At 41.1% G+C, this 14,897-nt stretch carries 15 protein-coding genes and 1 pseudogene; 13 read left to right on the forward strand and 3 right to left on the reverse strand.

Annotated elements, in window-relative coordinates:
- Positions 1 to 303: 303 nt before the first annotated feature.
- Complete coding sequence (locus WCV65_RS07145) at positions 304 to 672, reverse strand: helix-turn-helix transcriptional regulator (RefSeq protein ID WP_035409153.1); 369 nt, start codon at positions 670 to 672, stop codon at positions 304 to 306.
- Between the two features lie 195 nt (positions 673 to 867).
- On the opposite strand from WCV65_RS07145, the gene WCV65_RS07150 reads away from it, so the two are divergent.
- The 5 genes from WCV65_RS07150 to WCV65_RS07170 all read left to right on the forward strand — a co-directional run bounded on the left by WCV65_RS07150 (position 868) and on the right by WCV65_RS07170 (position 3,229).
- A complete protein-coding gene (locus WCV65_RS07150) occupies positions 868 to 1,263 on the forward strand; it encodes a hypothetical protein (RefSeq protein ID WP_338781188.1) in 396 nt (131 codons plus the stop codon).
- A gap of 52 nt (positions 1,264 to 1,315) precedes the next feature.
- The gene (locus WCV65_RS07155) at positions 1,316 to 1,630 is read left to right on the forward strand and encodes a metalloregulator ArsR/SmtB family transcription factor (RefSeq protein WP_035409148.1); all 315 of its coding nucleotides are present in this window, start codon (positions 1,316 to 1,318) and stop codon (positions 1,628 to 1,630) included.
- 134 nt (positions 1,631 to 1,764) lie between these two features.
- A complete protein-coding gene (locus WCV65_RS07160; RefSeq protein WP_035409146.1) occupies positions 1,765 to 2,193 on the forward strand; it encodes a DMT family transporter in 429 nt (142 codons plus the stop codon).
- A 10-nt stretch (positions 2,194 to 2,203) separates the two neighbouring features.
- Positions 2,204 to 2,656, forward strand: coding sequence for a DMT family transporter (locus WCV65_RS07165; RefSeq protein ID WP_338781192.1), 453 nt, complete (start codon positions 2,204 to 2,206; stop codon positions 2,654 to 2,656).
- 123 nt (positions 2,657 to 2,779) lie between these two features.
- Entirely contained in the window at positions 2,780 to 3,229 is a 450-nt protein-coding gene (locus tag WCV65_RS07170) for a hypothetical protein (protein WP_035409142.1), read from the forward strand.
- Between the two features lie 92 nt (positions 3,230 to 3,321).
- Here the strand turns inward: WCV65_RS07170 and WCV65_RS07175 are convergent, their stop codons facing one another.
- Positions 3,322 to 3,867 carry an NAD(P)H-dependent oxidoreductase gene (locus tag WCV65_RS07175; RefSeq protein WP_338781196.1) on the reverse strand — a complete coding sequence of 182 codons (546 nt, stop codon included), beginning with the start codon at positions 3,865 to 3,867 and terminating at the stop codon, positions 3,322 to 3,324.
- A 350-nt stretch (positions 3,868 to 4,217) separates the two neighbouring features.
- Here WCV65_RS07175 and WCV65_RS07180 point away from each other — a divergent pair, with 350 nt between their 5' ends.
- The 6 genes from WCV65_RS07180 to WCV65_RS07205 all read left to right on the forward strand — a co-directional run bounded on the left by WCV65_RS07180 (position 4,218) and on the right by WCV65_RS07205 (position 11,693).
- A complete protein-coding gene (locus WCV65_RS07180) occupies positions 4,218 to 5,171 on the forward strand; it encodes a GGDEF domain-containing protein (protein WP_051860725.1) in 954 nt (317 codons plus the stop codon).
- A 211-nt stretch (positions 5,172 to 5,382) separates the two neighbouring features.
- Entirely contained in the window at positions 5,383 to 6,393 is a 1,011-nt protein-coding gene (locus WCV65_RS07185; protein ID WP_035409138.1) for a LacI family DNA-binding transcriptional regulator, read from the forward strand.
- 90 nt (positions 6,394 to 6,483) lie between these two features.
- Positions 6,484 to 8,607 carry an amylo-alpha-1,6-glucosidase gene (locus tag WCV65_RS07190; protein WP_338781201.1) on the forward strand — a complete coding sequence of 708 codons (2,124 nt, stop codon included), beginning with the start codon at positions 6,484 to 6,486 and terminating at the stop codon, positions 8,605 to 8,607.
- A gap of 15 nt (positions 8,608 to 8,622) precedes the next feature.
- Positions 8,623 to 9,873, forward strand: a complete 1,251-nt coding sequence (locus tag WCV65_RS07195; protein ID WP_338781203.1) for an ABC transporter substrate-binding protein — start codon at positions 8,623 to 8,625, stop codon at positions 9,871 to 9,873.
- A 77-nt stretch (positions 9,874 to 9,950) separates the two neighbouring features.
- The gene (locus tag WCV65_RS07200) at positions 9,951 to 10,853 is read left to right on the forward strand and encodes a sugar ABC transporter permease (protein WP_035409131.1); all 903 of its coding nucleotides are present in this window, start codon (positions 9,951 to 9,953) and stop codon (positions 10,851 to 10,853) included.
- Positions 10,854 to 10,868: 15 nt separating this feature from the next.
- Entirely contained in the window at positions 10,869 to 11,693 is an 825-nt protein-coding gene (locus tag WCV65_RS07205; RefSeq protein ID WP_035409129.1) for a carbohydrate ABC transporter permease, read from the forward strand.
- 85 nt (positions 11,694 to 11,778) lie between these two features.
- On the opposite strand, the gene WCV65_RS07210 is transcribed toward WCV65_RS07205, so the two are convergent.
- Positions 11,779 to 12,270 (reverse strand): CBO0543 family protein, encoded by a 492-nt coding sequence (locus WCV65_RS07210; protein WP_338781206.1) that lies wholly within the window; start codon positions 12,268 to 12,270, stop codon positions 11,779 to 11,781.
- 172 nt (positions 12,271 to 12,442) lie between these two features.
- Here WCV65_RS07210 and WCV65_RS07215 point away from each other — a divergent pair.
- Both WCV65_RS07215 and WCV65_RS07220 read left to right on the forward strand, forming a co-directional pair.
- Positions 12,443 to 12,756, forward strand: a pseudogene (locus tag WCV65_RS07215) (gamma-glutamyltransferase); the annotation flags it as partial.
- Positions 12,757 to 13,260: 504 nt separating this feature from the next.
- Positions 13,261 to 14,793, forward strand: a complete 1,533-nt coding sequence (locus tag WCV65_RS07220; protein ID WP_338781208.1) for an alpha/beta hydrolase — start codon at positions 13,261 to 13,263, stop codon at positions 14,791 to 14,793.
- Positions 14,794 to 14,897 lie beyond the last annotated feature (104 nt).

Genomic DNA, 14,897 nt, shown 5'->3' on the forward strand with positions numbered 1-14,897 from the left:
TTTTTAGGTAGGGACCACATTGATTATACCGAAAAAATGGAAGTAGGAGAGGTATTGAATTTCGGGAGAAAGATTTCATTCATCATTAACGGAGAATTGCTTTTTGAAAAAATTGGCTGCTTGAGAAGAAAGGATTTTTGCTCTGCATGTCTTAGGGATTGGTGCCGGGTCATGAAATGAAGAGTGAAAAAAGGGGTACCTCTGCTGTGGTATTTAGAATACGGGCATCTTTTTATTTAATGACAAATAACAGAAAACTGCTCCGCAGATACCGGAATTTCACCGGTGTCTACTGCTAAGAATTCATTTTTTTTCCTTCTTGTTTATGATGTTCCTAAGGTTGCGTGTAAGCTCCAGCATAAACTCCAATTCTTCCCTAGTTATAATTTTTCCATCTATATAAAAATCAAAGTTCTCCAGGACGTTGCTTGAGGCTAAATCCAATTCATGCATAAGGGTTCTTTCACTATCGGAGTACCATTTTTTTTCATCCTCCACAAAATAGTTCAGATCTTTTGAATAAACCTCCGCAATCCTTGTTAATAGCGTCAAAGATGGCTGATTAATGCCCCGTTCAATTTTGGAAAGGTTGCTTGGGTCATAATTCACTTTTTCGGCTAGGTCTTTTAGGGTGTGACCGTGACTTTTTCTCAATTCTTTAATCTTTTTCATAATGCTGATCCCTGCCTTGAGAGGTTTTATATTGTCATATTTGACCTAAACAGTGGGTTTTTTATCATTTTATTTAGGAATTTAATAAGGTATACATTATTGGTCAAGAAATTTCATTATTGGTGTAATCAGCCAAAAGATGTATTCATAAACTATCTTTAGTGTTTAAATTTTTGATGGAGGGAGGACATTTTCATGAATATAGATATGGCATCTTTTTTAGGGGAAATTATTTTGGAATATGAGGAAAATTTCGGACCGCTCCATTTCTCGGTTGAAAAGATGAATGGTGAATTTGCCTTTACAGAAATGGATGAAAGATTACTGGACCTGTCGAAATTGTCTTTACTCCACATTGGAAAGCCATTGGCTGAATTCGACTATCTGAATGAAAAATCGCTTCAATTTTATATAAATGTCTTTAATAGAGCATGGGGCGGAAAGACGGTTGTATATTATATGATTCCCAGACTGAATCTGGATATTTACCTCATTGTATTAATTAAACCTGTAGTGGATGACCAGGGGGAAATCTTATTTATTAAAGGCAGAAGCGCATGTAATTTCACCAGCAGATTATCAATCCTTTAGTTAATGAGGATCTGTATTTGACTTCCCGCTTAAAACCATTAAAATAAAATCCATGGACCTATTAACCATTTTCAAAGCACTTTCAAATGATACACGTTTGAGTATATTAGAGTGGCTTCGTGAACCTGAGAAGCATTTTCAGAATAAGCAAGCTCATCTGCCGAAGGAGGTTTATAATCAGGGCGGAGTTTGTGTTGGAGATATTCAGGAAAAAGCAAACCTTTCTCAGTCTACCGTTTCAAATTATTTATCCATGCTGCAAAAAGCCGGTCTTCTTCATTCAGTCCGTCATGGCCAGTGGACCTATTATCGCAGAAATGAAGAGCTGATTCAGGAGCTCTCGAACTATATATCCAAAGATCTTTGATTTGAGCACTTAATTATAGACACTTCCTGATCATCATGTTAATCTTGCTGGGAGCTATTGCAAATAGCTCTATAATTTTTATCTTATATATCTAAATTTCTAGATATATAAATATAAAGGTGGGAAACTGTGTAATGAAAATTATATTTTACGCTGCTGCAGTGCTTGCAGGGGGCTCCCTTGCATTCGAAGGGGCGATTGCCGGCCAGCTCGGAACGGTCATTGGTGAACTGGAGAGCAGCTATTATATTTTTATGATGGGAACGATTCTTCTTGGGCTGATCACGGTATTTTTCGGGAAAGGAAATCTGTCGAATATTTTTAAAGCACCCAAGTGGAACCTGACAGGCGGATTGCTCGGGACCGTTTACTTAACGATCCTCGTCATAAGCATTCCTTTTGTAGGAATTGGTGTATCCATGGTTTCGGTCATTGTTGGCCAAATGATCACTTCGATGGTCATCGAACATTTTGGATGGCTTGGAAGCGAAAAAATAACCATCAGCAAGGAACGAATTGCAGCGATTGTCTGTATGGGCGCTGCGCTGTTCTTTATATTCTAGGAGGGAAATCATGAGTATCATTATGGCGGTTTTGGCTCTTTTTGGAGGAGTAACGTTAAGTGCGCAATCCTCCATAAATGGGGCATTCAGCAAGAAGACCGGAACATTCGAAACATCATTTTTTACATTTTTAACAGGATTCATGTTTCTAACGGTTATTGTTATTTTCTTTGGTGAAGGGAACATTTTGAATTTAGTTGAAGTTCCGAAGTGGCAGCTTATTTGCGCGATTCTCGGAACGGCGTATATGTTATTAACCGTTCTTTCTGTTCCATTTATCGGCGTTACCGCTGCAAGCATAGCGACAGTTATCGGGCAGCTGGGAGGGAGTATGCTAGTCGATCACTTTGGCTGGTTTGGAAGCACGCAAATCCCGTTTGAATGGGACCGTGCATCTGGTGTCCTGCTCATGATTCTAGCCTTATTTTTTATTTTTCAGGGTAATAAAAAAGCATCAAAATAACCGGAAACCTCAAAATAGAGGTTTCTTTTTTTTGACCACAAAAGCATGTATAGGCATAACGTATAAGGGCAGTGAAGTATTTGTTTCCTTCTTTAGCCTTGTTTAAAGAAAGGAGAAATGACGTTGTTTACTAAGTTCAAGGAACGATTAGCCGGTGTCTCTGAACATGGACTGGGAATACCTATAACGAGTCAGATGCTTGAAAAAGCCATTCAAATGAAAGCGAAAGATGTTCAGGATGTGAAGGTGGAAATAGTCGGTCATCTCATCATTCTTCATGGGAAAATCACCGTAACGAAAATGATGATGAAGAAGGATATTGTGTTCCGTGCTACCCTGAAGCCTATTAGTTTAGAAGGAAGAACCATACTGATGGAGCTTGAGGATGTTAAGCCTTTAAACATCAGCTTAATTAACCGCATAATCTTGAATAAACCTCCATTTGCAGAATATAGACAGAAAATGATCAAACTTGATTTAAATGCCTGGGAAAAAATAAAAAATGTGCCTTTTGGAAAGCTGAAGTCCTTTGAGATGAAGAAGGATGCCATTTTAGTAAAGGTTTGGATTTAGAAGATTGTTGTATTTTCTATAAGACCATAAAACTGCAGAGATTCGCTATGAAAGAACAAGCTTGAGAATATGTTTCTCAAGCTTGTTAGCTGCTAAAATACCTCGTTCAAATGCGCCCTTAATTCCCTCTGCACCTTTTCAACCTGAGGATTTTTCACCACATCATAACATGCGAATGTTGGCAGGGGTTTCATTCCGATAAATTCCTGCATTTTGTGAAGATGATACAATGCCTCATCTACGCTTTTCCCTTCAAAAAAATCATTTTCGTTATTAAATGCATTTTCATATGCATTCCATGTAACGGAAAACATATAATGCTTCTCCTTAAACTGTCCGCCTTTTCCATAGAATTCAGAGCCTTTAAAGAAAATATTATCCATGTACACTTGATCAATATAATGTTTAAACAGTCCGGGGATACTGAACCAATAGATGGGTGTCTGTAAGATTACAGCGTCTGCCCGCTGCCATTTACCAATCTCTTCCTCAGAATCATAGCCCATTTGGACAATGGTCTCCTGAAGATCAAAACGATCATGGAGTGACTCTCGGATGGTTTGGAATAAAGCTGAATTCAAATTGCCTTTGGATTTTCTGTAATATTCGTGTCCATTGACTATGAGTATATTTTTCAAATGGCATCCTCCTTTGTTTACTCACTTGAAGTATGGGGAAGCTGCCTTCCTATTAACAGTACGCACTTCAAAGTCTGATAGGTACTGAAAAGTAACAATTGAGAGGGGGGACAGGCGAATATAGAAGCGCCTTGCAGCCTGCAAGATGATTGAATGGGTATCCGCCAAAAGTCGCGATTACAGCATTTTCAAAATTGAGCACATTAATCCGTTAGGTTAAGAGGCTGAACTGGGTATATATAGTAAATGATAATTATTTTTTCAAGAGAATGATCTAAATACATAAAATATACGTTATACAAAGATAAGAGTCTGTTAGCGTAATATAGGCAGCAAGGGAGTGGCAGAATATGAGGATTTTGCATATTGGAATTGAAGAAACACAAGCACCGATTACAGGGTTGGATTGGCTGGGTGAGATCATTACTGCCTCTTCAATGCCGGAAGCTTTTCATTTAAAGGAAAGTGGCTGCAGTTTATTCGACCTCATATTGATTTCCGAGGAAATATGGCTGGATAGCCCGGCGGAGGTCATTCTTAAACTCAAGAGGGGAATCCTGAAAGAGGATGGCTGCATTATTGCCATTCTTGAAAACGAGACGTCAGAAAAGGTAGAGCAGCTATATCGTGCTGGAGCTAATGATTACCTTGTAAAACCTTTAACAGAAAGCAAGCTGCTATTCCGGTTGAATCGCATCTCCTCCGGAAAAACAGAGCTCGACCGCGAAGAAGAACTGCTGAAAGCTATACGGCAGCTTGAAAAGACAAATGAGCGGCTGAAAAGCTTGACTGACTTGGACTCCTTGACTGGGATTTTTAACCGGAGATACTTCCACACTTATCTATCAAAAAAATGGGACAATCCAAAGACGGATCATAACCGTATCTTTATTATGATGGCAGATATTGACGCTTTTAAAGCGTTCAATGATACATACGGTCATGTAAAAGGGGATCAATGCTTAAAGCAAGTAGCTGAATGCATGAAAGAATTATCCCAAAAACTTAATGGCATAACGGCCCGTTATGGCGGAGAAGAATTTATCGTCGTTATTGAAAATCATGATGAGAAGAAAGTTGTACAACTGGCAGATGAAATCAGAAGAGAAGTAGAAAAATTGAAAATCCCTAGCGAATCGGGGGAAAAACCAAAGGTAACCATTAGTATAGGGGTTGCCGGCGGAAGTATGGATGGAATAACGGCCTATAAAGAATTGATTGATGAGGCTGACCAAGCTTTATACCTCGCCAAGGATTTAGGCGGCAATCAGGTAATAAATGAAAAAACAAAAACGAATGCTTAAAATGTCAATGCCGGGCTCGGAAAAAATGGCTTTTCCTGTCCGGCTTTTTATATGAGTTTTAAATATCATTCCGGCTATGTTAAGTTTCGAGAAATCGGCAGGGATTTCACATAAGCAATTTTTTTGCAGGTAAAAAATAGTTGCAATCGCTTGCAAACGAGAGTATGATGGACCCATAAACGGTATCCGAAACGTTTTGGAGGTTTTTGGATTGACGACGATCAAAGATATTGCAAAAGCTGCAGGGGTGTCTGTTACAACGGTTTCTAGAGCCTTGAACGGATATTCCGATGTAAATGAAAAAACAAGGAAGAAAATTATTGAGATTTCTAAAGAGCTGAATTACAGCCCGAACATTCTCGCTAGAGGTCTCGTAATGAACAAATCCAAAACAATCGGATTGCTCGTTTCTGGATTTAATAAAGAAAGCATTAAAGACAACTTCACCTTTGAAGTTCTATCTGGTATTAACCAGTATGCGGCAGAGACAGATTACGACCTGGTGCTGTTTAATACTACTTCCACGAAACAGCGGGAAAAAACATATGCACAGCTGTGCCGCGAAAGACGGGTGGACGGTGTTATCCTGCAGGGGATAAAGACAGATGATCCATACTTGCAGGAAGTTGTTGAAAGCAACATCCCATGTGTACTAATCGATATTCCTATTCAGACAGAGAATGTTGGGTTTGTTACGACAGATAACATTGCCGGTGCGAAAAGCGCGGTGCGTTATTTGATTGAGCTTGGACATAAGAACATTGCCATGGTTAACGGTCACGATTTAGCATTTGTAAGCCAGGAGCGCTTGGAAGGGTATAAGCGTGCACTTTCCGAGGCGGGATTATCCTTCAGGAAAGAACTAGTAATAAATGGAGCCTTTGAAGAGGGAAAATCAGAAGAGGTCACTCACAAACTTTTGAATGATTACCCCGAGGTAACCGCTGTTTTTTGCGCAAGTGACTTGATGGCGTTAGGTTCAATAAAAGCTGCAGGAAAATCAGGCAGGAAAGTACCTGAAAGTTTATCCGTTATCGGCTATGATGATATTTTGCTTTCTTCTTACGTTTCACCGAGTTTGACCACTATTGCACAAAATAAACAACAACTTGGGTTCCATGCCGCTCAACAGCTGATTGAAATGCTTGAAAAAGAATCAGCTCCTGCACATATAATATTGGAAACGGAGCTTAAAATTAGGCAATCTACTGCAGGAATTTAATAACTCTTCATTCACTGCATGAATTGCTATCTAAAAACCGAAACGTTTCGGATTTTTCCAAAACGTTTCGATTCAGCCAGGAGGAGACAGATGGACTACCTTGTAATCAAAGAAAACGATCTATTTTTATTATCTGAACCGAACGGAGATATTACAGGAAACCATTCTTACGGATTAGGACTTTACTCGAAAGACACCAGATTTTTAAGCAAGCTGGAGCTGACAATTAACGGGGAAAAGCCAATCCTTCTCTCATCAGATGGTTCAGACAACCGGATCTCCAAAGTTCTTCTCACAAATCCTCATATGGAGAAAAATGGTGAATTAATTCTTTGGAGAGAATCCATTCAGTTAGAAAGAGAGCGTTTTATATCTGAAGATACTTTATATGAAACCATTCGTCTTAAAAACTATTTTCCAAAGCCAGTTTCATTCTCGATCGAGGTTTCTTTTGACGCAGATTTCAGCGATATGTTCATAGTTAGAGGATTTCAAACAGGTAAAGTTGGAGAGAGAACGGGCCAGGAATTCAATGAAAACGCCTTCAAAATAATGTATGAAGGTTCTGATAAAATCAAGCGGGCTACAAGAGTTTCCTGGGACCGGCAGCCTGGCGGAATTCAGGAGCATGGGCTGATTACATATGTTTTCGATTTGGAACACGGCCAGGAGGATTCTTTTACCATCATGGTTGAGCCTTTAGCCGGTGACGAGGATAAAACAAATGCTGTTCAGCCGCAAAAAGCCTTGCAGAAACTAACCTCTTCTTATGAAGAGTGGAAGAACGCTTCCGCCTCCATTTCTACAGATCTCTTACCTTTGCAAAAACTGGTAGACCGAGGAATGGCGGATTTACGAGTATTGATGACTGACATAGGGCATGGGATGTTTCCGGTCGCAGGTCTTCCGTGGTTTGGGGTTCCATTTGGCCGTGATAGTTTAATAGCTGCGCTGCAAATGCTTGCCTTCAACCCGGAAGTAGCAAAGGGCACATTGAAGACAATGGCAAGCACTCAAGGCACAAAGGTGGATCCATGGCGCGATGAGCAGCCGGGAAAAATCATGCATGAAATGAGATTCGGCGAACTTGCCAATACGGACCAAATTCCGTTTACTCCTTACTATGGAACCATTGATGCAACCCCGTTATACCTGATTCTGCTGACAGAATACGTAAAATGGACTGGTGATTTGAAGGTTGCAGAAGAATTGATGGATAGTGTCGAGAAGGCTCTAAAATGGATTGATGAATACGGGGACCGGGATGGCGACCTATTCGTTGAATACCATCAGGAGTCGAGCAAGGGAATAGCGAACCAGGGCTGGAAGGACTCAGGTGACTCGATTGTTCACCGAAACGGGGATTACGCAGAAACTCCGATTGCTCTTGCTGAAGTTCAAGGATATGTTTATCAGGCTAAAACCGGCATCGCTGAGATTTTGGAAGCGCTCGGACAGCCAGAAAAAGCATCAGATTTGAGACACCAGGCCCAAGAGCTTAAACAGAAATTCGAGGAAGAATTCTGGATGGAAGATAAACAATTTTACGCCATTGCGCTGGATCAAAATAAGGAACAGGTTGGAACGGTAACCTCCAACCCGGGCCACGTTCTTTTCTCAGGAATGCTTGAGCAAAATCGGGCGGACGCTGTGGCGGAAATGCTTACTTCAGAAAAAATGTTTTCCGGATTTGGAATCAGGACGATGGGCGAAGGAGAAGCAGGATATAATCCGATGAGCTATCACGATGGAAGCGTATGGCCGCATGACAATAGCATGACCTTGATCGGCATGAGCAAGCTAAAACAGCAAAGCCATGCAAAAACGGTGATGTCAGGACTGATTAAGGCAGCAGATCATTTTGAATACGAACGCCTTCCTGAATTATTCTGCGGATACCCTGCATCGATAGGCAAAGCCGTGAAATACCCTGTAGCATGTTCTCCTCAAGCATGGGCAGCGGGAACACCTCTTGTTTTTATCCAATCCATTCTCGGACTGTTCCCGGACAGTCTGAATAAAAAAATTGATTTGTCTCCAAATCTATTAGATGAAATGAATGAACTGCTAGTCAGCAATATTTCAATTGGCAATGGAATTTTATCGCTTTCTCTCAGACGGTCAGGGGAGACAACAGAGTGCGAAATAATAGAGAATACGACTGGTTTTGAAGTCATTACAGCGGGAATCGCTTCACCCGTTAAAAACAAATAAGAAGGGGATATGTAAATGAAAATCAAAAAAATGCTTGCAGGAATGAGTATGACAGCCTTGATGCTTGGTACGGCACTTACGGGATGCAGCGGAGACAAAGAAAAGACGGCATCAAATGGGGAAAAGACAGAAATCACACTTGCAGGCTGGGGATCGTCTCCTGAAGAGACAAAACTCCTGGATGAAATTCTAAAAGATTTCGAATCATCTCATCCAAATATAAAAGTGAAGAGAGAAACCATTGCCGATCAGTATATGGATGTGATTAAGACCCGGCTGATTGGCGGAGAGGGCCCAGATGTATTTTATCTGGACGCTTTTGAAGCACCTGGCCTCATTTCCACCGGCACTGTGCAGCCACTTGATGAATACATCAAAGAAGATTTCGATTTGAAGGATTTTGAGGAACCTTTAATCAAAGCTTTCCAAAACGAAGGCAAAACGTACGGTGTACCTAAAGGCTATTCCACACTTGCGATGTTCTACAATAAAAAAATGCTGGAAGAAGCAGGCGTTGAAGTTCCAAAAACATGGGAAGAGTTCCAGGCTGCATCAAAAAAACTTTCTAATGGAAAAGGTGTATACGGCTTCGGAGCATCTCCAGAACTTGCCCGTCTTTACCATATTGCTCAGGCAAAAGGCGGAAAAGTAGCGACGGATAACAAAGCAACATTTGCAGATCAAAAAGTAGTAGACAGTCTGCAGCCAATTGTTGATATGCACAACGTTGAAAAATCTGCAGCTGAACCGAAAGAAACAGGGGCAACATGGACGGGAGAAATGTTCGGTCAGGGAAAAGCTGCATTTGTATTTGAAGGAAACTGGGCAATTCCTTACTTAAAGGCAACTTTCCCGGATTTGGAGTATGGTACCGCTGAGCTTCCTGAAATCAATGGGAAAAAAGGAACGATGGCATACACCGTTTCCTATGTAATGAACGCAGCATCCGAAAAGAAAGAGGCTTCATGGGAATTGATATCTTACCTGACTGGTAAAGAAGGAATGGAAAAATGGACATCAAAAGGTTTTGAACTTCCAAGCCGGAAATCTGTCGCAGAAAAATCCGGTTTTGCTGAGGATGAAATCCGCGGACCACTTGTAGCGGGAGCGCCTTATGCTACGGTTTGGGCAGATGACACCAACCTGCCAATCATTTTCAATAACTTTAATAATCAGTTCATCAGCTCCTTCCTTGGTGAACAGCCGCTTGATAAAGCACTGAAAGCTGCTGAGACGCAAGCCAATAAAGAAATTGAAAACCAATAAGATGCAATAAAGAAGGAAAGAGGAGACCATCCTCTTTTCTTTGTTCCTGCACATTAAGGAAAAGGAGTGGTTAACACATGAGCAATCGAAACTTTTCAAAAGCTAAAGCAAGAGAAGCCGGTCAAGGTTATGTATTTATGAGTCCGACATTGCTTGTCCTGCTTTTGTTTATCATCGGACCTATTTTATATGCCATCTTCCTTGCCTTCCACAAAGTACAGCTGCTTGGCGCAGCTGACTTTCAATACGTCGGCTTTGATAATTTCACAAAAATCATGAATGATGAAAAAGCGAAAATTGCCCTTTGGAATACATTCAAATATGTCATCATCGTTGTGCCGGTCCAAACAATCTTAGCCTTAGTGCTGGCCGCTACACTAAATGCCGGAATAAAAGGACAGAAGTTCTTCAGAATTATCTACTTCCTTCCGACATTAACGTCATCAGCTGTTTTAACGCTGATCTTCATGTGGATGTATAACCAAAACGGTTTGTTTAATAAATTTTTATCCATTTTCGGATTACCTGGCTACAATTGGATTGGAGATCCATCCATTGCATTGAATGCCATCATGATGATGAATATCTGGTCGACTGCCCCATTCTACATGGTCATTTACCTGGCGGCACTTCAGGATATTCCTGAATCATTATATGAAGCAGCTGAACTGGACGGAGCAAATGTATTTCAGAAATTCTTATTTATTACCGTCCCGAATCTGCGTCCTGTCACTTCTTTTGTCGTCATCATGGGACTGATTGGAACATTCCAGCTTTTTGATCAATCCTACATTTTCTCAGGAGGATCCGGAGGGCCGAACAATTCCACGTTAACGGTGGTTCTGCTTATTTATCAATATGCTTTTAAGAGCATGGGAACGATGGGATATGCAGCAGCCATCGCCTTTGCGCTCGCAATCGTCATTCTGATTGCTACACTCATCCAAAGAAAATTTTCAAAAGAAGAATCACTATACTAAGAGGAGGGACAGTCAGTGAAAAAATTCAAGCCTGGAAAACTCTTGCTGTATGTAATCCTTATCCTATACGCAGTCGTCACGCTTATCCCATTCCTATGGGCACTTGGCTCTTCGTTTAAAACGCTTGGAGAAATTGTGAGCGGATCCATCAATTTTTTTCCGAAAGAGTTTACGTTTGATAACTATAAGCAAATTTTCCTCGAGCAAAAGCTTTTCCCGCGATGGCTCTTTAACAGTTTATTCATCGGAGTAGCCGGTACCCTGCTGAATCTCCTTTTCAACAGTATGGCGGGCTATGCTCTGGCAAGGCTGAGCTTTCCTGGAAAGAAGCCGCTGTTTATTTTAATCCTTGCCATTTTGATGATTCCTGCTCAGGTCACGATGATTCCGAACTACTTAATTCTTAAGGAATTTGGCTGGCTTAATACGTATCAGGGAATGATTATCCCTGCGATGATCAACGTTACCTTTATCTTTATGATGCGCCAGTTCTTTATTAACTTCCCTAAAGAACTCGAAGAAGCTGCAGAGATTGATGGTTTGAACCGTTTCGGTGTTTTCTTCCGGATCGTACTTCCGCTTGCAAAACCTGCACTTGCTGCCCAGGCAATCTTTGTTTTCATGGGCTTCTGGAACGACTTTATGAGACCGCTGATTATCATGTCCGATCCAACAATGTTTACGCTGCCGCTTGGTCTTAATACATTTAAAGGCCAATATATTTCCTACTGGAACTATATTATGGCAGCATCAATGGTATTTACTCTTCCTGTATTGCTTCTGTACGGATTCTTTAACCGATACTTTATTAAAGGGATATCCTTTACAGGGGGAAAATAAGATTTAATGGCAGACAGGATTGCTCCACTATCCTTTCCATAACACCGAAAAAGAAGCTGACCTAAAAGGTTTAATACCTTATGGTTCAGCTTCTTTCGCTGTGATCATGATCATTTTTAAAGGCTTCAATTTTTTTTACTGCTGCATGAAGCGCCCTTATCGTTAATAGCGTAAAGCTGGTACAGCTGAACGTGTAAAAGATGTTCCATTTTTTCCACTTGAAAAGCTTCGTTTTTTTCTCCATATACCATTGAGCGATACTCATCGGCACACTCCACGTAAGGCTTTTTAATAAAATCCCGCCTATTCCGTCTCTATACGATTGCCGAACCCAAATAACACTCAGTAATGGGAAGAAAAACAAATCAAACAGGATGTTCGTTTGAAAAATTTTTGGAAAAGGACGAACCGGATATTCAATTCTTTTATGGCGGATATAAATTAAATCCAAGATGGTTGATAGCGACCCTTTTGCAAAAAAGACAATGAGCAGCTCTTTGAAATATTTGCTTTTAAATACAAAAGGCAAAGCAACAGTACAAGCTGCGAACAGCCCTCTTATAAGCAATTTTTCCATGAAAACATCCTTTGCGATCATTAGTATGGTATGATGTCATTTTTTGCTGAGGGATGTAAGTTTATACATAAATGGCCAGTTGGGATATTAATTTAGAGTCCGGAACATGTAACCTTGAATAAACTATCTATTTATATGGCCAGAACTTGAACAATGGGATGGAGAGTCGGCGCTGTCTGTTGGTTCCCCGGGAGGTCCGACCATCATTGCCTCTGTACTTCAAACCATTATAAATAAACTGGAATATGGGATGGAGCTAAAGGCGGCAGTAGAGGAGTCGGGAATTTACACAAACAGCGTTACATCCTACAGTCAGGAGAATGGAGTACCTAAGGAAGTTCTTGAGAAGCTTAACGGAATGGGACGTAAATTCATTAAGCCTTCAGAAGAAATAATGTACAAAGCATTGAGATCAATGGCCCTGAAGGAAAATATAAAGGAGTTGCCGATTCGAGCAGGAATGGGGCTGCGATTGGGGTAGATTGATGGAGGAAGATGGATTTTGCAAAGCTGCCTCGTAATTTAAAATTGGATTGGTTTTGCCAAAAGCTGAAGAGGTGTGTGTTTATAAAGAACGGGCAAAATTTTGTCGATAGCGGGCAGATTTGTGTCGATTACGGGCAAATTCACGTCGATAACGGGATATCACGTGTCGATTACAGCCAACTCGACTAAATGCGACAATATTATCCTGTAATAATCCTTTAATCTGCTGCTCAGCAGGACAATTAGCAAAGTCCATAATTTTGAAAGAAGTTATGGTAATAGCCAAAACCCTCGGAATGCTTAAATGGAGCATCCCGGGGGTTTCTTTTTTTTCAATCCACTCAGCAGGACTTAGTTTAAGATGACCGATCCGTTTCCTTTAAGAAGATGCTGCCAAATTCTCATGATTCTCAGCTCTAAATATAAGTGCCAAATGCCCATGCGCAAGTAAATAATTGGATATAGAATGAAAAGAAAATCGTAATTCTGTCAGGAGGAAGCTGGTTGAAAAAGAAAATGGTAGCGCTTACTCTGGTGTTTTCTTTAGTCTTTACTGCTGGTCCTGTAATAAATGTGAATGCTGTTGCTCAAACAATGGAAGAACAAGCAATGGTAAAAGGTGCTGTGAATGTATCGGAAACCTATTTTGACGGGAAAAACGGCAGCTGGCTGACTACAAAGAATCCAAAGCAGTATGAGCAGGCTGTTTTGTATGGAAATCTTGGACTGGCCCCGTACAATTGGGGAAGTGCAGCAGACGGTACCGGGTGGCATCAAATGAATAAGCCGGCAGAAGTGAAGGGTATTCAGGTAACGGGTATGTTTGATGACGCTAAATTTGTTATCCGTGTACCGGACAATTGGAATGGAAAACTGGTGACGGCAGGAATTCCAGCCACGCGGAATGAAACGTCCACTGATTTGCTGTTTAGTGATTATGTACTGGAAAAAGGGTACGCTTTTGCCGCCATTGATAAAGGGACGCAGGGAGAAATCGATTCGGCTGATCCTTTTGCAAAAGTCAAAAATGCGCTGGTCAATGAAGATGACAGTGTGGCTGAATGGCATGTGCGTTTCAGGCAGGTAACGAAGGCGGCTCAAAAATATTTGGCAGACAACTATCCGGACAAGCTCATCAAAGCACGTGATAAAAAGAATCCTGCGAGTGATTTGATTAAAAAAGATCATAAAGTGCCTACATATGCCATCGGGATTTCAAATGGAGGATATGTTGTCAGGTATGCACTTGAGAACGACGGGCCTGAAAAAACCGGAGAGGCCCGTCTTTTTGACGGCGGAGTCGATTGGGAAGGCGTTTTATGGACGGCAAAGGAACCGAATCTGATCAGTTCGCTGACAACGGTGGTAAACAATGCGGATGAGGCACTTTACGGGCTGGGTGAATTGAAGGAAAAAGCAATGAGGCAAATGTATAAAGCAGGTCTGCCTAAAGGCTCTGAAAAGCTTTGGAGTTACCATGACCAGGTTTATTGGTTTGTGTCGCTGAATATATACCGTGACCATTTTGACCCGAATGCACCCGGCAGAATTAATTGGAGAAACTATTTGAACTTTACGGCAGATGAGAAACGGGACCGCAGCTATGATTATATTTTCGAAGACTATGATTACAGCAGCCGTAAGAGAGAGGTTAAGAAAAACATCAGCAAAATTGCCAACACAGGAGATATTGAAGTGCCTCTAATCAGTTTCACAGGATCGCTTGATTCCCTCATTTTCCCGGACATTCATGCAAAAGGCTATGAGAACATGGTGAGATGGCAGGACAAAGAAAAATTCCATCGCCTTTATACTATTGAAGGCGGCAATCACGTAGACAGCCTGGTTTGGAACAAGCAAACGGATCCAGAGCAAAGACTGCAGCCATTATTGCCGTATGCGCATCAATCCTTTGATTTGCTGATAGATTGGGTGGAAAATAAGAAAAACGCCCCTTCAAGCAGAACCATTCCATTGCCAAAAGACCCGGTCAAGGTGATTGATTTGAAAACAGGGAAGGAAACTGATCCCCGATAATAATAGATGACAACAGCCTGGATGGAGAAAGAATCCAGGCTGTTATTTGTTGCTGGGATTAGGCGCTTAGTTTTGTTATGCGGAAATATTGTGTAGTATAGGGG

The sequence above is a fragment of the Metabacillus sp. FJAT-52054 genome, assembly GCF_037201815.1.
Classification (GTDB): Bacteria; Bacillota; Bacilli; order Bacillales; family Bacillaceae; genus Metabacillus_B; species Metabacillus_B sediminis.

Excerpts from the sequence above, each read along its gene's own strand:
- WCV65_RS07145 (WP_035409153.1), bottom strand. The coding sequence starts at position 672 with ATGAAAAAGATTAAAGAATTGAGAAAAAGTCACGGTCACACCCTAAAA.
- WCV65_RS07150 (WP_338781188.1), top strand. The coding sequence starts at position 868 with ATGAATATAGATATGGCATCTTTTTTAGGGGAAATTATTTTGGAATAT.
- WCV65_RS07155 (WP_035409148.1), top strand. The coding sequence starts at position 1,316 with ATGGACCTATTAACCATTTTCAAAGCACTTTCAAATGATACACGTTTG.
- WCV65_RS07160 (WP_035409146.1), top strand. The coding sequence starts at position 1,765 with ATGAAAATTATATTTTACGCTGCTGCAGTGCTTGCAGGGGGCTCCCTT.
- WCV65_RS07165 (WP_338781192.1), top strand. The coding sequence starts at position 2,204 with ATGAGTATCATTATGGCGGTTTTGGCTCTTTTTGGAGGAGTAACGTTA.
- WCV65_RS07180 (WP_051860725.1), top strand. The coding sequence starts at position 4,218 with ATGAGGATTTTGCATATTGGAATTGAAGAAACACAAGCACCGATTACA.
- WCV65_RS07190 (WP_338781201.1), top strand. The coding sequence starts at position 6,484 with ATGGACTACCTTGTAATCAAAGAAAACGATCTATTTTTATTATCTGAA.
- WCV65_RS07195 (WP_338781203.1), top strand. The coding sequence starts at position 8,623 with ATGAAAATCAAAAAAATGCTTGCAGGAATGAGTATGACAGCCTTGATG.
- WCV65_RS07200 (WP_035409131.1), top strand. The coding sequence starts at position 9,951 with ATGAGCAATCGAAACTTTTCAAAAGCTAAAGCAAGAGAAGCCGGTCAA.
- WCV65_RS07210 (WP_338781206.1), bottom strand. The coding sequence starts at position 12,270 with ATGGAAAAATTGCTTATAAGAGGGCTGTTCGCAGCTTGTACTGTTGCT.